The organism is Nesterenkonia natronophila (genome assembly GCF_003595215.1).
In the GTDB taxonomy this organism is placed as follows: domain Bacteria; phylum Actinomycetota; class Actinomycetes; order Actinomycetales; family Micrococcaceae; genus Nesterenkonia; species Nesterenkonia natronophila.
The window spans coordinates 358,894-375,570 of the sequence record NZ_QYZP01000003.1; the positions used below are offsets into that span (position 1 = coordinate 358,894).

Sequence of the window (16,677 nt, forward strand, 5' to 3'; positions counted from 1 at the left end):
CTGCAGAATAGAACGTATCTTCGACTAGGGTAGCGGCTCCTGCAGCGGTCCCGCTTCAATCAGCGCTGAGCGGCGCGCCGCTCAGCCTCCTTCCAGGCGCGCTGGGCAGCCGTGAGTCCCCCAGTGTCGCCCTTGGCCGCTTTCTGCAGGGCGGTGCGTGAGCCTTGGTGTGTTTGGGTAGTAGCGGTCATGTTGTATTTCGCGCCCACGCCCGAGCGCCAGCCGTGGCAGATGGCCACAGCATAGGCGTCTGTGGCATCCACGGGTTTGGGCAACCCTGGCAGACCAAGTATGCGCTGCACCATTCGAGCCACTGCCCCCTTCTCAGCGCGTCCGTCGTCGGTCACGGCGGCCTTGACCTCAGAGGGTGTATGCCAGGCCACGGGGATCCCCCGTGCGGCTGCCGCTGCGATCACGACACCAGAGGCCTGAGCGGTGGCAATGGCGGTCGGAGCGTTAGAAGATGAAAAGACCCGTTCGATCGCTAGGACGTCAGGCGCGAACCGATCAAGCAGCGTCTCAGCGGCGCGCTGAATCTCGAGGATACGCATCGCCAGGTCCTCTGCACTGCTGGTGCCCTTGACCTCGACGTGGAGCGAGCTTCCCGACCGGTTCGGCTGCATTTCGACTACGGCAAAGCCGCAGCGGGTCAGTCCGGGGTCCACCCCCATGATGCGCTGCCCCACAAGGGAGGTCCCTGCCGTGGAGGCGACTCTCTGCACTGCGATGGTCCCGCACCTACCCCTCAGCTTCGAGGGCCGCGAGGGTCTCGGCGCTGAGGTCGGCGTTGGTGTGGATGCTCTGCACATCGTCGAGGTCGTCCAACGAGTCGTGCAGTCGGAGGAACTTCTTTGCGTCCTCGAGCTCAAGGTCAATCTTCATCTCCGAAACGAAGGCCACGTCATCGGAGTCATAGGTGATCCCGGCGTCGTCGAGCCCGCTCACCACGTCTTGGAGGTCACTGGGCTCTGAGTGCACCTCAAAGTGCTCTTCGCGCTCGTACACCTCCTCCACACCGGCTTCGAGCACAGCGGCGAGCACATCGTCCTCAGTGAGCCCCTCTGCGGCGGGCACTGTGACAACGCCTTTGCGTTGGAAGAGATACGCCACCGATCCGGGGTCCGCCACGGTTCCACCAGCTCGGGTCACAGCGGTGCGCACTTCGGCCGCAGCGCGATTGCGGTTATCGGTGAGGCACTCCACCAGCAAGGCCGACCCTGCTGGACCGCGAACCTCGTAGGTGATCTCCTCATATTCAACGGCGTCTCCGGTCAGTCCTGCGCCCCGTTTGATCGCACGGTCAATGTTGTCATTGGGCACCGATTCCTTCTTAGCCTTCTGAACCGCCAGCGCCAACGCTGGATTTCCCTCAGCGTCGGGTCCACCATTGCGCGCAGCCACTTCGATGTGCTTGATATACCGGCCGTTAATCTTGGCGCGCTTCGCGTCCACTGCCGCTTTGCGGTGTTTGGTGTTGGCCCATTTGGAGTGACCGGCCATAGTGCTCCTTGTGCGCTTTGGTTGCAGCAGGCAACGTTTCGATAGTCTGAATTCCAGACTACTCGCAACGAAGGAGCTGCTGTGGCAGAGACACCATGGACGAACACACTGGACTACGACTATCCAGATATGACCACGGTCGACGACGCCGCATGGGCCCCGGCACGCGAGGCGGCCATAGAGGTGCAGCGCGGCCGGGTGGAGACCATCGCCGCTGACGCTGCGCCAGCATCGGTGGCCAATGTGCTGCACGCGTATGCCCTGTCGGGGCAAGAGCTGGACAGGCTGCAGCGTGCCTTCGGAGCCGTCACAGCCGCCGACGGCACGGAGCCGCGGCAGCGTGAGCGCGCTGCTGCAGCCCCAGAGATCGCCGCCCACCACGACTGGATCACCCTGCATCCTGGGCTGTTCGAGAGGTTTGGGCAGCTTCAGCATCGAATTCGCACCGGTCAGGAGTCTGCAACGGATGAGCAGCGGTGGTTTCTGGATCAGCTCATTCTAAAGTCGACGGTGGCCGGCGCGGGACTCTGCGGCGCCGACCAAGAGCAGCTGAAGAGCATCAACCGGCAGCTGGCGCAGGAAGAAGCGTCCTATTCTCACCTGCAGGTCCATGAGGCACAGCAGTCTGCGCTCTTGATTGAGTCAATTGACGAGCTCACCGGGCTCAGTGAGAGTCAGATTTCTTCAGCCCGTGCGGCAGCCCAGGAGGCTGGCTACGCGTCGGGTTATCTCCTGCGGCTCACTATGCCGGCCCAACAGCCTGTAATGAGTTCGTTGAAACGCCGGGAAACTCGCAGAAAGGTGCACAGCGCGTCAGTGAAGCGCGGTTCCCTCGTGGGCGAGGACGGGCGGACCACACGTGAGATCGGCGCTCGAATCGCGGTCCTGCGCGCGCACAAGGCCAGACTGTTGGGGTATGAGAACTTCTTCGAATCTGTCCTGCCGCTGCGCACGGCCCCGAGTCGGGAGGCAGTGGAGACTATGCTGCGCAGAATCGCAGCAGGTGCCGTCACCCGCGTCGGAAAGGAGGTTCAGCGGATCACCGAGCATCTGGGGTACGCGCCTGAGCCCTGGGACCTGACCTATGGGATAGAGCAGGTTCGCAGCGCGCAGAGTGTCAGCGGAGCTCCATCCCGCACTATTTCCTTGGATGAAGCGCTGGAACGACTCTTCGACGCGGCTCATCGCACCTATGGGATCACCGTGGTGGAGAGGGAGGACCTGCCCGGGTATGTGCCTGGCGCACGGAGCTTCGAGGTCTTCGACGGCGAAATCAGCACCCCGGGCACCGGACTAGGTCTTTTCCTGCTGGATCTCTATACTCGGTCAACCAAATCCGGCGGCGCGTGGATGAACGGATTCTCTGTGCCGTCGACACTCTTGGGGTCACAGGCGGTGGTGACCAATAACTTAAATGTTGCCCCTCCTTCTGAAGGGCAGCCGACCGTGCTGACGAAAAGCGAGCAGCGTACGCTCTTCCACGAATTCGGTCACGCACTTCATGCCCTGCTCGCTGAGGCGGAGTTTCCGCAGCTCTCCGGCACAGCTGTTCCCCGAGACAACGTGGAGTTTCCCTCCCAGGTCAACGAGGTTTTTCGAGAGCTGTACAGGCGCCCCACTCCCCCGGGGACCGTTCCGGCGGAGGATCAGCTTTGGGGCAAAGGATATTCCACGGCCGAACACCTCGCGGCGGTGGTCATCGACCTCGCATGGCACACCCTTTCCCCCGAGCAGGCCGAGGACGCGGCGCAGGACCCGCAAGACTTTGAGGACCGCGTGTTGGCCGACTGGGACCTTGATCTGCCCCTGGTCCCTCCGCGCTACCACGGCGGCGGCTTCAAACACATCTTCGCCAGTGCCGGATACGCCGCGGGGTACTACTCGTACCTGTGGGCGGAGGTCCTGGCTGAGGATGCCAGCGAGTGGTTCAGGGAAGTCCTCACCGACGACGACGCTCTTGCTCAGCGAGGTGCCCTGTTTCGGCGTGAGCTGCTGGCACGCGGGAACACCCGTGACCCGCTGGACTCTTTCCGCGCCGCCCTCGGTCGAGACCCCAGTCCGGAACCGCTGCTACGAACTTTGGTGCCGGAAGTTCCAGCGTCTACTGGGTGACAGCGACCCACGCAGCAGGACCGTGTTCACACCTCTTGACATGTGACTAAATGGTCACCTATTGTCGTGGTGTGATCGACGAAGACCTCATCTTCAAAGCACTGGCTGACGGCACTCGTCGCCTGATACTGGATGCTCTTCATACACAGAGCGGGCAGTCGCTGGGTGCCTTGGAAGAGATCGTGGCCGATCGCACCGAAATGTCGAGATTCGGCGTCGCTAAGCACCTGAAGGTACTGGAGGCGGCTGATCTCGTCATTGTCCAACGACATGGACGCCAGAAGCTGCATTACCTCAATTCCGTACCTATTCGAGCGATCTACGACAGGTGGATCGACAAGTACACCGAACCGCAGGTTCGGGCACTCACTGTTCTGAAACAGAAGGCGGAGACACATCATGACTGACCTCAGCAAACAAGTCCACGGCATCTATATCGATGCCCCGGCCGAGAGAATATGGGAGGCGCTGACTTCTTCCGAATACACCAACCAGTACGGATACGGTGGTGATGTTGAGATCGAGTTGACCGCCGGTGGAGCCATGCGTCACTTGACTACCGATCAGATGAAAAGCATGGGCATGGGGGATGTGGCGATCACCGGCACAGTGGTGGAGGCTGATCCGCCCAAGAGGTTGGTGCTGGATTGGTCAGCAGCCTGGCACGATGAGCCGCCGAGCCGGTTGACCTATGACATCGTTGAGGGACCCTCGGGATTGACCCGCGTGACGATGACGCACGAGTTGCCAGAATCTCCGCAGACCGCCATGGATGTCGCTGGAAATGCTGATGTGGAGAACGGCGGCGGCGGTTGGCCTTGGGAGCTCTCCAGCCTGAAGACGCTGCTGGAGACCGGCAAGCCAATGACCACCGCAGGGGCTCAGTGAGCCTGCCGGATCACAGTGGTGACCCGCTGGATGACGGTCACCATGGATGCTGCAGCCAGCAGCACGAGCACAATCAGGAGAACAGTCTGTGACATGCCCAGCCCCACGAACCCGGTGAACACTAGGGTGAGTACCATTCTCTCGGGCCGCTCTGCGATGCCGGTGTTGGCGTCGTAGCCCAAAGATTCAGCTCGGGCTCGGATATAGGACACCAGCAGTCCCAGAATGAGGCAGACCCCGGCGGCCACCCCAATCCAGTAATCGCCGCCGCTGCCGAAGAACCACAACATCAGCCCTAGGAAAACCGCACTGTCCTGGACCCGGTCGAACACTGAGTCCAGGAAGCCCCCGATTTCGCTCTTCTGATCACCGAGGCGGGCCATCAGCCCGTCGATGAGATCACTGAAGACGAACAGGGTGATGACCAGTGTGCCCCAGAACAACTGGCCCAACGGGTAGAGGACCAGAGCCCCAAGGCTCACACCCGCTGCGCCGATCAAGGTCACCGCATTGGGCGTCAACCCGATCTTGAGCAGCAGGCGTGCTACGGGGGTGAAGACGGCAGAGAAGAATGAGCGTAAGTTCCGGAGCATCAGCCTGCGCGGCTCCCGGGCCAGGCCTCCGCTACGAGACGGCGTGTCTCCCCTAGTGTGGCTGAAAGGTTTTTTGTCTGAGCGACTATCGGCAGAAAGTTCGTGTCCCCACCCCAGCGGGGAACGATGTGCTGATGCAGGTGGGCGGCTATTCCGGCGCCGCCGACCTTTCCCTGGTTGATCCCGAGATTGAATCCTGCGGGCCTCGCCACGGTGCGCAGGACGCCCATTGCGGTCTGTGTCAGCTGGATGAACTCCGTGGCTTTAGCTTCCTCCAGATCTGTCAGGTCCGGAACGTGCCGGTACGGACACACCAGTAGATGCCCAGGGTTGTAGGGGTAGAGGTTCAGGAGTACGAAGCAGGTCGACCCACGGTGCACAATCAGGGACTGCTCATCGCTGTGCTGTGGCGCCCGGCAGAATGGGCAGTTGTTCTCACCGGTGACCTGGTCCTGACCTCTCGTCTGATAGGCAGCGCGGTGCGGGTTCCACAGTCGCTGAAAGGCATCAGGCACTCCGGCCAATTCTGAGGGGTCCTGATACTGGGGGTCCGGCACGCTGATTCAGACTTCCCGGCTCTCGATTGCCTTCAGTATGCGTTCCATTGCGTCAGCGATGGGTACCTGGTTGTCCTGGCTGCCGTCGCGGAAGCGGAAGGACACCGCGCCTGCTTCTGCGTCCTCTCCGCCTGCGATGAGCACAAACGGGATCTTCTCTTTGGATGCGGTGCGGATCTTCTTAGGGAAGCGTTCGGTGCTGTCGTCCAGCTCGGCGCGCACCCCGTGACTCTTCAGTTGCTTCACCACATCGGCGAGGTAGTCGTTGAACGGCTCGGCCACCGGGATGCCGCGCACTTGCACGGGGGAAAGCCACGCGGGGAACGCTCCGGCATAGTGCTCCAGAAGGATGGCCGCGAAACGCTCAATGGAGCCCAAGAGCGCCCGGTGAATCATGATCGGGCGCTGCCTTGTGCCGTCTGCGGCGGTGTACTCCATCTCGAACCGCTCAGGGAGGTTCAGGTCGACCTGCACAGTCGACAACTGCCACTTCCGACCGATTGCGTCGGTGACTTTGAGGTCGATCTTCGGCCCGTAAAACGCCGCTTCACCAGCAATTTCGGTGAGTTTCAGGCCAGAGTTTCGGCCGACATTGCGCAGCGCATTCGTCGCCGCCTCCCAGTGGTCGTCTGAACCGATCCACTTGGACTTCTCTCCATCCTTCATGGAGAGGTCCAGCTCAAAATTCTCCAGACCGAAGTCGCGCAGCAGAGAAATCACGAACTCAACAACACCTTGGATTTCATCCTCTAGCTGGTCTGCAGTGACGAAGAGGTGGGCGTCGTCCTGGGTGAAACCGCGGACTCTCGTCAATCCGTGCAACGCGCCGGAGCGCTCATTACGGTACACCGTGCCGTTTTCGGCGAGCTTCATCGGAAGGTCGCGGTAGCTGCGGCCACGTTCCTTGTAGATGAGGATGTGCATGGGGCAGTTCATGGGCTTCAGGAAGTATTCCTGCCCCTGCTTAGTGACGTTGCCGGCCTCGTCGCGTTCCTCGTCCATCTTAATGGGCGGCCAAATGTCTTCCTCATAGGTAGGTATGTGGCCGGAGCGCTCGAAGAGGTCTCGCTTGGTGATATGTGGGGTGTAGACGTAGCTGTATCCAGCGGCGAGGTGACGGCGTCGTGCGTGCTGCTCCATCTCGCCGCGGAGAATGCCCCCCTTGGGGTGCCATACGGACAGGCCTGAACCGATGTCTTCGGGGAAGCTGAAGAGTTCCAGCTCTTTGCCGAGCCGGCGGTGGTCGCGGCGCTCAGCTTCGGCAAGCCGGTCCTTATAGGCTTTGAGGTCCTCTTTGCTGGGCCAGGCAGTGCCGTAGAGCCGTTGCAGCTGCGGGTTGGTCTCCTTCCCGCGCCAGTAAGCGCCGGCGGCGCGCATCACCGAGTAGGCGTTAGCGATCAGCTTGGTGTGCGGCAGGTGGGGGCCCCGGCACAGGTCGGTCCATACGCGCTCACCGCGGCGGTCGACGTTGTGATAGAGCGTGATGATGTCACCCCCAACTTCCATGGAGGCACCTTCCGCCGCTTCCTCTGCGTCATCGCGGACACCGAGCAGCTCCAACTTGTACGGCTCATCACCCATGCGAACCTTCGCCGCGTCAAGGTCGACGACCTCACGCTCAAACGTCTGCGTCTGGTTGATGATCTTCTGCATCGTCTTCTCGATAGTCTTCAGATCATCGGGTGTAAATGGATTCTCCACATCAAAGTCGAAGTAGAAACCGTCAGTGATGTAGGGACCAATTCCGAGTTTGGCATCGGGAAAGAGCTGTTGCACAGCCTGAGCCATGACGTGTGCCGTGGAGTGCCGCAGCACGTTGAGCCCGTCCTGCTCAGTGATGTCCACCGGCTCGATGTCTGCCTCAGGCGGGATCTCCCGCGTCAAGTCCCACAGCTCACCATTGACCCGCATGACGACGACCGTCGGGGCCTTTTCGAAGACTGTGGTGCCCGTGGTGCCCGCCTCAAGGGTTGTGGGTGCGCCGTTGAGGGTGATGCTGATCTGCTCGGACACGAGTCTTCGAATCTCCTACAGTTGGGGTAAAACGCTGACCACGCGATTCTACGCGCTAGCCAGGAGCTGCGGCGACGACGTCTTTACCGCGTCTGACACCCTGGGCACCAGTAGAGGCGGCGTCCTTGAAGCTCCCGCATGAGGATCGTCTGCCCACACCGCAGGCATGGCGTGTCGTGGTGGCGATACACCCAGTGGCCGCGCAGTGGCTCAGCGGCCCTGCCGGTGCCACCCCGGCGATCGCGGTGTAGGTCTGAACCCCGAAGTCCCAGCTCAGGGTCCGTCGGCCGAAGGGTGCGGATGGATCCCTCCTGAACCCCGGTGCGGAGCTGATCGGTAATGGTTATCCACAACGCGTTGGTCTGGTCTGCGTCGAGCTGCTGAGAGGGTGTGTCCGGGTTGATACGCTCCACGAACAGGGCCTCAGCCCGGTATACATTGCCCACACCAGCGATCACAGCCTGGTCCATGAGGGCAGCGGCGATACTGATCCGCCGGCGCGCCAGATTGTCCCGGAATGTCAGCAGCATCTGCGGGTCGATTTCGCCGGTCGGCTGCCGCAGCGGATCCGGGCCGAGACGGCCAACAAGAGCTTCGTACTGCATGGGATTGAGCACTCGGCACTTCACCGGTCCACGCAGATCTCCCCACCCCCCGGGGACGTGGATCCTGGCGCGGACCGCACCGCGGGGCGCATCGGGAATGATCCACCCGGCATCATCGTATGTCGGCTCTTTCACCCGACCCACCGGGCGCAGCTCACCCAACGCATCGGAGGTGACGAAGGCCTCGTCGCCGCGGAATCCGAACGACCCGTAGAGACCCAGGTGCACATGCCAGATGTCTGCGCCAAGGTGGACGATGAGGTGCTTCCCCCAGGCAACCGCCCGATGAGGCGTCCGATCAGTCAGCCGAGCGGCACCAGTGGTGAAGGGCCCCTGCGGCGAGCTGACCCGCCATGTCTGGCCAACGAAGAGCTGCTGAATTCGGCCGGCGAGCCGGTGAATGGTGTGACCTTCGGGCACCGAGTGCTCTCAGTCCAGGATTTCGCCGGTGGTTTCGTAGTGGCTGATCTTCCCGATGCGTCTGGTATGCCGCGGCTCCCCGGACCACTCAGCGGTCAGAAACTCCTCGACGATGCCTGCAGCTTCTTCGCGGCTGTGCTGGCGTCCACCGATCCCCACCACATTGGCGTTGTTGTGCTCACGGGCCAAGCGTGCAGTGTCCCGGTTCCACGCCAAGGCTGCTCGGATTCCGGCGACCTTGTTCGCTGCGATCTGCTCGCCGTTGCCGGAGCCGCCGAGCACTATGCCCAGTGCGGGGGCGGGAGCGTCGGCGTCGTCGTGCCCAGCCCAGTCTTCCGCGACCGCGGTGGCTGCTCTCAGGCAGAACCCGGGGTAGTCATCCTGGGCGTCATACTCGCGGGGTCCGTGGTCGATGACCTCGTACCCTTTGGCGGTGAGCTGCTGGACCAGGTGCGCAGAGACTTCCATCCCGGCGTGGTCGGTGGCGATGTGGACACGCATGGGTAACCCTCTCTGGAAACTTCGGGAACAAGCGGTGACCATCCTATGCTGAACCCATTATGACCGACGAGCAGAACGACGACGCCTCAGCACCTCGAACGCCAGAGTTGCCGAAACTCTCCCGCCGGCTCGGAGCCCCTATCGCGACCCTGCGACCCACCGGCAAGCCGGCCTCCCGCGTCACCGGACGCCCCGGTTCCGCTGACGGGCCCGCTGTGCCTCACCAGCCCGGCCCGCCTCTGCCCCAAGATCTGGGACATATGCCTGGGCCCGATGGACGCCCGGTGCCCCAGGAAGATGACCCGGACGCGGTGGACCCACGAAGTTTTTACGCCCAGGTGGGTGGCCGCGCGACCTTTCAGAAGATCGTTGACGTCTTCTATGATCAGGTTGCGAAGGATCCTGATTTTAAGGCGCTGTACCCGGAAGAAGATCTGGAGCCCGCCAAGAATCGGCTGATGATGTTTCTGGAGCAGTACTGGGGCGGTCCACGCCGATATCAGGCAGAGCGGGGGCACCCCCGGCTGCGGATGCGGCACATGCCGTTCCGAGTGGACGCCACTGCTCGTGATACCTGGCTGAAGTACATGCATACTGCTGTGAAGTCTGCTGACCTCTCACCGATGCATGAAGCGGAGCTCTGGGACTACCTGGAACGTGCCGCGCACTCAATGGTGAACAGCTGACGGTAGGATGTACTGTCGGATCGCCAACGATCCATGCCCGAGTAGCTCAGGGGATAGAGCAGCGGCCTTCTAATCCGCCGGTCGGGGGTTCGAATCCCTCCTCGGGCACTCTATCCACCCCGGAATTCCAAGGCTGCAGAGCCAACTAATGAGAGTTTGTCCCCAGATATTCCCAACTTGTCCCCTAGCCAACGCTTGGACGGCAGCGTGACTAGCATTAAGAATGCTTAAGGGTCCCAAGGGGGCCTCAGAGCACTGGAGTCTGCCGCGAGCATCAACCGGATGCCCGAAGCGTACAGAGACCCAGCGAGGCTCATGCTTGCGAACGGACTGTTTGTCGAGGAAGAAGCACGTTGCCTAAGATTTCCGATGAGGTGGAGATGAACCTCCCTGGCATTGTGGCGTCCCGATGATTCGCGGCCTGCGACGAACTGGCTAGGCGGGCACAGTCACTGCCTCTCCAACCCAGTCGCGGGATGTAGTCTGGAAAGAATCTTTTCGCTCGCACTCGAATGGAGCCATGATGACCTCAACCTTCTATGATTCAGTACGCCAGAAAATGGCGGAGGTAGGACTGAGTACAAAGCTATGGAGCAACGTCGTGGTGGCAGGCGAGGCTCACGACCGGAACATACGCCTAAGCGGAACTGGGCGCGGGATCAAAGTGTTCATGCACCAAGGCGACGTCCGTCACCACTGGCGAGGCGGCAGAAATAGTCTGAACACTTCTCTTGCGAGAAAATGCACTGACTACAAAGATGTCGCCAACAGTATTCTCCGAGCCTCTGGTGTTCACGCGCCGGAAAACACCGTATTCAAACCAGGTGAGGCGAAGCGCGCCTGGGCTTGGGCTGAGCCGATTGCCCCGGTCGTAGTGAAGCCCAACAACGGGATGCAGGGCAAGGGCGTTTTCGTGAATATCGACCGGTGGGAGGACTTCTCCAGCATCTTCGACCAAGTGACCCAGGCTTATGGCGATGCGCTGGTTGAACGCTTCCATCCCGGCCAAGACCACCGCGTATTCGTAGTAGACGGAAAGGTCATCGCCGCAACGCGACGCCTAGCAGCCCACGTAATCGGTGATGGGAAAGCTACAATTAAGACACTAGTCGAAAAGAAGAACACCAGTAGGCCAACCATCCACAAAAAAATCGTTATGGACGAGACCTCTTCTATGTACATAGAACGCCAAGGGCTGTCCTGGGACTCCATCCCCCCTGAAGGTGATCGCGTTCAGCTACGTGGCACGGCAAATCTGCATACTGGTGGTGACGCTATGGACGCCACGGACTTGCTTACGGCTGGAGAGATAAGTTATGTGGAACGAGCGGCGAAAGCCATCCCTGGTCTGCGGGTTGGCGGATTTGACCTGCTTATCCCGGATGCTTCCAGTTGTGCTGAGTCCACGGTCCTCGAGATCAACGAGAATCCGATGATCTCAATGCATCAGTTCCCGGCCATCGGCAAGAGGCGGGATGTCGCCCGGGCCATAGTCAATGCCATGTTCCCCGAAACTGCTCGCCCCGTGGAGCTGCCCGCCAACTCTCCTCACCGGGACACCTAGCCCAAAGTGGCGGGCACCCTGCCGTCCTCCGGGCGAATGAATAGCTGGTCGTCCCCTATTCCCTCGGTACAGCAGCCCCGGAATCCAGCCAGTGAAACGGGCAAGAGGCTCTACAACCCTGACGCTGTCGGGACGGAATAGGCACTGCGCGATGATCTGGTGGTAGCCCACCATCCGCACGGAGGGTTCGAATCCCTCCTCGAGCACATCGTCCGCCCCGGAATCACAGCGCCTCGCTTTGCAGACCTATGCGCACTCGCGGATAGAGAACCTAAGCTTCGTTGGCTTCCATCGGCACTTCGTCCGTAGACGATAAGTCCGAGGAAGCAGGTGCGCCGGCATTCTCGGCTTCTGTGGGCTTAGCCCTAAGTTTAGGGGCGGGAGGGCTCCATGGCTTCAGGTTTTGCAGGACGTTGGTGTAGAAATCATCTACGGCCTTTTCCATCGAACCAATGAAAGACGACTTCGCCCGAGTAGATCGCGCAATTCCCAGCGGATAGAGTTTCGTGACTGTAAATCTTGTGATCGGATGGCCTGATTCGGGGATAACGGCTTCTTCGGACTCTCGGATCTCTTCAATGCCCGCGGCTTGCTTCTTATTTCAGGCGAATGCCTCTATGACGACGTCTTCAAGATCCCCGGGGAGTTGCCGCATGAGCCAGCGCACTCTCGTTTCTGTTCTCGCATGTCCGGATGATTCGAGCGTGACCGCAATTTGAATCTGATGTGCACGCAAATCACATCTCACCACTAGGTCACCCACGGTGTCTGGTATTCGCAAGACCCCGCTCAAGCAGCTTTCCTCAACTAAGGAATTGACCAGGGAAGCGGTTCGCTCGTGTGGATTGTTCTGGTGCTTTCGACTTAACTTAGGAAGCACTTCTGCCCCCAGCCGTTGGCCGAGTTTCAAACATATGTAGCGCACAAGAGCATCGAACTTTATTGCGACCTCCTGCACCTCATCATCGCTCTTGCGGATGACCCCTTTGCGGATGGACTCTCGCACCGTCGTCCATGCTGCTCCCATGTCAGAAAACTCGAGAGCGCCAGAGTTCTCATGTTCCATATACCTAATAAGCTCACCGAGAATCCAGGACTGATCTGGGTCTTCGATGCCCCGGACTTCCCTCTCCATTACCGCAATGGAAACGAGTCGTACCCACGAGAAGTGATACACCTCAACTCCTTTGGATTTCCTCTTATCTAGGGCAAGCGGGTGCGCACCAAGAACCGGTGGGATCTCATTAGAAATGGTAATGACAGCGTCGAAACTGTTTTCGCGGGCTACTTCGATGTAGCTCTGGACCTGATCTTCACGCAGCTCATTGTTTCCGGTCTTCACTTCGACCAGGGCAGTCCATTCGCGTTTTCCCCGTTCCACCCTGATCAGCCCGTCTGGTCTGACGGTTTGCTTATCTTTTCGAAACGGCACCTCAATAAACGTCGAAATCCGACCGGCAGGTGCGCCGCAAGGTTTGAGCACGGCCCGGCCAAAATCCTGCACTGCCCCCAACACAGCCAGAAGAGCAGATGTGGCTCGCATCTCTTGCTCTAGAGAACTCCCAATCCCACTGGTAGGTATTAAACGGGCTGCGTTCCAAGTCTCAGTCCCCACTGCATAACCCCTTCGTCCCTAGTGATATTCGTTACATTCTAGGGTTTCAACCGTATTCCGGTAGGGGGTTGCAGATTCAGCTACAGATGGCTGTCCACAGTGAGAGAGTAAGTTGCTGCCTGTGGAGGATGCTTATCTACCTGACCTTCAGAGTCGGACTTGCCCCGTCGGAGGATCACCACACTCTTGCACTGGAGGTCCCCGAGGTGTGGGTGCCGAGGCGGGTGCTAGCGACGCGTCGTGCGAGATAGATGCAGGGTCGAATGAACTGCTGGATACTCCCCATGAGAAACATCAACCAGCCGGCTGTCCTAGTGGCCTCCTGGAGACGACTACTCACCTACTGCCGTCACTCACTCACAGTGCCCAAATTCTACTCGAAGAGGCTTGCATCCCTTTATTTGTGCGGGTGGGGAGGTGGTAGACTCGCTCAGTCCGGAGATTCGGAATCCTTCCTCCGGCACCTCTGTCCCCCAAACCTTTGAAAGCACCGCATGCTCAGAGAGTCCGGAGCCGACCCCGAGGCGGCGGCCCGACGCGTGGTCATGCTTAGCCTCCACACATCTCCCCTGGCCCAAGCAGGTACCGGAGATGCGGGTGGGCTCAATGTGTACGTCAATGAGCTGGCGCATGCCTTGGCAGACCACGGCACTACGGTGGATATTGTCACCACTGATCTGGACGAGCTCTCCCTCCCAGGTTATGCCCTACCCACAGGCCATCCCGATGACCGGATGAGCATCCTCCACCCAAGGCTGAGAGTGCATGTGTTGCGCGTATGCCAACGTTGCCGGGAGGACAAGTCTCGGTTGCTGGAGTGCATAGAGAACCTCTCCGAGCGGGCATTGGCTTCGCTGGAGAGAGCCGACACCCAGCCGGTGGACGTGGTGCACTCCCACTATTGGATCTCCGGGCTCGCCGGGATCAGCGTCGCCGCCGCACTGCGCGCTGAGTTGGTACACACGATGCACACCATTGGAGCTGTCAAGAAGGAACGAGACCCGGATTCCACAGAGGATCCCCACCGTCATCGCGCAGAGCAGCAGATCGCCCTCGATGCGTCCGTGCTGACAGCCAACACCCGCAGTGAAGCCACCGACCTCCAGCGCATATTCGACGTGCCGGTGGATCGCATTGCGATGGTCCAGCCCGGTACCGCACTCGGCACCTTCCACCCGCCCGCGGGTGAGGATCCGAGGACTCAGCCTCCGACGCTGCGTACTCTGCGGCTGACTTTCGCCGGTCGGCTTCAGCCGCATAAGGGCCCACAGGTCGCGTTGGCGGCGGTGGGCCGACTGCGCGCCCGCCTACCCCATCTATCGGTGGAGCTGACAGTGGCAGGCAGACAGTCCGGACTCGACGGTGTGGACATTGCTACGCTGGCGGAGGAGGCAGGAATCTCAGACCTCCTCGTCACGAGGAAGCCGCTGCCCCACCCAGCTCTGGCAGAGCTGTTCCGCACCTCAGATGTCCTCTTGGTGCCCTCATACAGCGAGTCTTTCGGCCTGGTGGCACTGGAGGCCAAGGCCTGTGGGACTCCAGTGCTGGCTCACAATGTAGGTGGGTTGGCCGAACTGGTAGAGCCCGGTGTGACCGGAATGCTGATTGACACCCTCGAGCCGGAGGACTGGGCTTCAGCGCTGGTGGAATTGGTCAGCGACTGGCAACAGTGGAGGGCTTTCAGCCGCGCCGCAGCCGAGCTGGCGCGCAGCTACTCATGGGACTCCACCGCACTTCAGGCGCTCAACGCGTACGAGGGTGCCCTCACTGCATATAGCGGGATCGCCAAGCAGTCTTGTACCTCTGATTGATCTCCCGCTGGGCTTTCCCCGCGGAGACGGCGCGCTTCTGCACCTGCTCCTGCACCTTGGACCTAAGTCCTTGAGGTGGACGAATCATGCCCTCCTGAGCAACGGTGGCCACGAGCTCGCCAGTGCGGGTGTAGATCGCTCCGGTGCCCAACCCGCGCGAGCTCTGAGCGGAAGGGCTCTCTTTGACGTAGAGCAGCCACTGATCAGCACGAGCAGGTCGATGCCACCACATCGCATGGTCGAGCGATGCGACCTTCAAGCCTGGCTTCGCCCAGTAGTACCCATGCTGTCGCAGCACCGGCTCTAGGAGCGTGTAGTCGGAGGCATAGAGGATCGCCGCGCGGTGAATATTCGGATCGTCAGGGAGCGGCGCCTTGGTCTTCATCCACACTGCTGAGGCTGGGCGCCGGTCACGGTCCGCCTCCAGGTAGATAGGCCGGTCGATATGCCGCAGCTCAAAGGGACGCCCCCGGCCCCACTCACGCATCACAGGATGATCGATATGGCCCAACAGTGCATCCGGGGCCGGAAGCTCCTCCGGCTGCGGCACCGAGACGGGCATCGTCTCCTGATGTGTCGGCCCCCCAGAGGGTGTCTGGAAGCTAGAGATCATAGACAGGATGGGGACGCCATCCTGATGGGCCTGAGACCGACGTGCGGAGAAAGAGCCCCCGTCACGCAACCGTTCCACCCGTACCTCGATGGGTTTAGTTGCGTCCCCGGGACGCAGAAAGTATCCATGGACTGAATGGACAACACGTTGGGGTTCTACTGTCCGCATCGCCGCCGTGGTCGCCTGAGCTAAGACCTGACCGCCGAAAACCCGCCAGAATGCTTGCTCGAACACCGGAGCGATGAACCGATCCTCGCTTCCCCCATCATCCGGTAGTGCCTCCAGATCCAGCATGCCGACGAGCCGATCGACCGCCTCTTCTGGGGTCGGGACTCGGTACTCACGTTCCGCCATCGCCGGCTCCTCCATCTGTCTGTGCATGAAACAATGAACATCCTATGACCCCGCACCTCCACTTTGCCGAAGCAGCCGTACTCCAGGACCTCAACACCTACATCTCACGTGGCCGCCGAATCAACGAGCAAGGGATCCGGCTCCAAGCTGTGGGGGCCGTGGCAGCTGCCTGGCTGCCGGTCATGACGCCCTCCACCCTCACCTCCCGAATTCCTGCCGTGCTGGGCCTGCGCACCATGGCCTTGGCAGAGGAATCCCAGGCGGATGTGACTGTTGAACTTTCGTCGATCACTGAACGGTTGGCCAGGATGAATCCTGCAGAGACCAGTCTGGCACTGCCCCCCAGCCGCATAAACGCTCCGTGGGCAGCGGTGACCCCGCCCCGTACCGGCTGGGAGCTCGAAGGGAAAGTTGCTGACGCCCGCCTGCGAGAGGCAGCCGAGGAGGGCATCGGAGAGGTTGCCGAGGCCGTGCCCCAGTCTGCCGGAGCGCACGTGGTGGAGCAGGTTCGCGAAAATGTCTGGAGTCGACCCCTCGAGTATGGGATACCCGCAGGGGCGGCTTTTGGCGCCCTCTCCCTGGGATTCTTGAACGATGCCGCACAGGCCTCGACAGCTGTCCACACCCACGGGAAGTGGGTACGCCTCACCTCAGCCGGGGGATTCATTCTCGCGCGGACCACATAAGAGCGCAGGGCATTCTCCACAACAAGGCGCTCCCAGATACGGCACGCCGAACCCTGCACAGTGGGGGGTTTGGGCAAGTGATACGCCTCTGAACCATGCAGACTCGAAACATGAATCGGATGCACGTGAACACGGTCCGTGCCCGGTTCACCACAGAGT

General features: G+C 60.9%; 16 protein-coding genes and 1 tRNA gene. 8 read left to right on the forward strand and 9 right to left on the reverse strand.

Features of this window, described 5'->3' with window-relative positions; all coding sequences use genetic code 11:
* Positions 1 to 59 precede the first annotated feature (59 nt).
* A complete protein-coding gene (ruvC, locus tag D3250_RS10610) occupies positions 60 to 686 on the reverse strand; it encodes a crossover junction endodeoxyribonuclease RuvC (RefSeq protein WP_318778954.1) in 627 nt (208 codons plus the stop codon).
* 52 nt (positions 687 to 738) lie between these two features.
* On the reverse strand, positions 739 to 1,500 hold the full coding sequence (locus tag D3250_RS10615) for a YebC/PmpR family DNA-binding transcriptional regulator (RefSeq protein ID WP_119903354.1): 762 nt from the start codon (positions 1,498 to 1,500) through the stop codon (positions 739 to 741).
* An 81-nt stretch (positions 1,501 to 1,581) separates the two neighbouring features.
* Between D3250_RS10615 and D3250_RS10620 the strand changes: the two genes are divergently transcribed.
* The 3 genes from D3250_RS10620 (at position 1,582) to D3250_RS10630 (ending at position 4,500) form a co-directional block, all read left to right on the forward strand.
* Positions 1,582 to 3,612: a M3 family metallopeptidase gene (locus D3250_RS10620; protein ID WP_119903355.1), complete on the forward strand. Its 2,031-nt coding sequence runs from the start codon at positions 1,582 to 1,584 to the stop codon at positions 3,610 to 3,612.
* A 71-nt stretch (positions 3,613 to 3,683) separates the two neighbouring features.
* Entirely contained in the window at positions 3,684 to 4,019 is a 336-nt protein-coding gene (locus tag D3250_RS10625; RefSeq protein WP_225973282.1) for an ArsR/SmtB family transcription factor, read from the forward strand.
* Positions 4,012 to 4,500, forward strand: coding sequence for an SRPBCC domain-containing protein (locus tag D3250_RS10630; protein WP_119903357.1), 489 nt, complete (start codon positions 4,012 to 4,014; stop codon positions 4,498 to 4,500). Before D3250_RS10625 ends, D3250_RS10630 begins: the two co-directional genes overlap by 8 nt.
* On the opposite strand, the gene pgsA is transcribed toward D3250_RS10630, so the two are convergent.
* The 5 genes from pgsA to D3250_RS10655 all read right to left on the reverse strand — a co-directional run bounded on the left by pgsA (position 4,494) and on the right by D3250_RS10655 (position 9,189).
* Entirely contained in the window at positions 4,494 to 5,096 is a 603-nt protein-coding gene (pgsA, locus tag D3250_RS10635) for a phosphatidylinositol phosphate synthase (RefSeq protein ID WP_119903358.1), read from the reverse strand. The genes D3250_RS10630 and pgsA overlap by 7 nt on opposite strands.
* The gene (locus tag D3250_RS10640) at positions 5,093 to 5,650 is read right to left on the reverse strand and encodes an HIT family protein (protein WP_225973283.1); all 558 of its coding nucleotides are present in this window, start codon (positions 5,648 to 5,650) and stop codon (positions 5,093 to 5,095) included. The genes pgsA and D3250_RS10640 overlap by 4 nt, the downstream gene beginning before the upstream one ends.
* Before the next feature lie 6 nt (positions 5,651 to 5,656).
* The gene (gene thrS, locus D3250_RS10645) at positions 5,657 to 7,663 is read right to left on the reverse strand and encodes a threonine--tRNA ligase (protein WP_119903360.1); all 2,007 of its coding nucleotides are present in this window, start codon (positions 7,661 to 7,663) and stop codon (positions 5,657 to 5,659) included.
* Between the two features lie 83 nt (positions 7,664 to 7,746).
* Positions 7,747 to 8,688: an Fpg/Nei family DNA glycosylase gene (locus D3250_RS10650; RefSeq protein WP_119903361.1), complete on the reverse strand. Its 942-nt coding sequence runs from the start codon at positions 8,686 to 8,688 to the stop codon at positions 7,747 to 7,749.
* A gap of 9 nt (positions 8,689 to 8,697) precedes the next feature.
* Positions 8,698 to 9,189: a ribose-5-phosphate isomerase gene (locus D3250_RS10655; RefSeq protein WP_119903362.1), complete on the reverse strand. Its 492-nt coding sequence runs from the start codon at positions 9,187 to 9,189 to the stop codon at positions 8,698 to 8,700.
* Between the two features lie 260 nt (positions 9,190 to 9,449).
* Here D3250_RS10655 and D3250_RS10660 point away from each other — a divergent pair, with 260 nt between their 5' ends.
* The 3 genes from D3250_RS10660 to D3250_RS10670 all read left to right on the forward strand — a co-directional run bounded on the left by D3250_RS10660 (position 9,450) and on the right by D3250_RS10670 (position 11,439).
* Positions 9,450 to 9,875: a globin gene (locus D3250_RS10660; protein ID WP_119903575.1), complete on the forward strand. Its 426-nt coding sequence runs from the start codon at positions 9,450 to 9,452 to the stop codon at positions 9,873 to 9,875.
* A 35-nt stretch (positions 9,876 to 9,910) separates the two neighbouring features.
* Positions 9,911 to 9,983 (forward strand) — tRNA-Arg (locus D3250_RS10665).
* Positions 9,984 to 10,395: 412 nt separating this feature from the next.
* A complete protein-coding gene (locus D3250_RS10670; RefSeq protein WP_119903363.1) occupies positions 10,396 to 11,439 on the forward strand; it encodes an ATP-grasp domain-containing protein in 1,044 nt (347 codons plus the stop codon).
* Between the two features lie 601 nt (positions 11,440 to 12,040).
* Here the strand turns inward: D3250_RS10670 and D3250_RS10675 are convergent.
* A complete protein-coding gene (locus tag D3250_RS10675; RefSeq protein WP_119903364.1) occupies positions 12,041 to 12,982 on the reverse strand; it encodes a hypothetical protein in 942 nt (313 codons plus the stop codon).
* A 566-nt stretch (positions 12,983 to 13,548) separates the two neighbouring features.
* Between D3250_RS10675 and D3250_RS10680 the strand changes: the two genes are divergently transcribed.
* Positions 13,549 to 14,865: a glycosyltransferase gene (locus D3250_RS10680; RefSeq protein ID WP_119903365.1), complete on the forward strand. Its 1,317-nt coding sequence runs from the start codon at positions 13,549 to 13,551 to the stop codon at positions 14,863 to 14,865.
* Here D3250_RS10680 and D3250_RS10685 read toward each other — a convergent pair.
* Complete coding sequence (locus D3250_RS10685; protein WP_119903366.1) at positions 14,819 to 15,832, reverse strand: acyl-CoA thioesterase; 1,014 nt, start codon at positions 15,830 to 15,832, stop codon at positions 14,819 to 14,821. The two genes, D3250_RS10680 and D3250_RS10685, sit on opposite strands and share 47 nt — an antisense overlap.
* Before the next feature lie 44 nt (positions 15,833 to 15,876).
* Between D3250_RS10685 and D3250_RS10690 the strand changes: the two genes are divergently transcribed.
* Positions 15,877 to 16,518, forward strand: coding sequence for a DUF8185 domain-containing protein (locus tag D3250_RS10690; protein WP_119903367.1), 642 nt, complete (start codon positions 15,877 to 15,879; stop codon positions 16,516 to 16,518).
* The last annotated feature ends 159 nt before the right edge of the window (positions 16,519 to 16,677 follow it).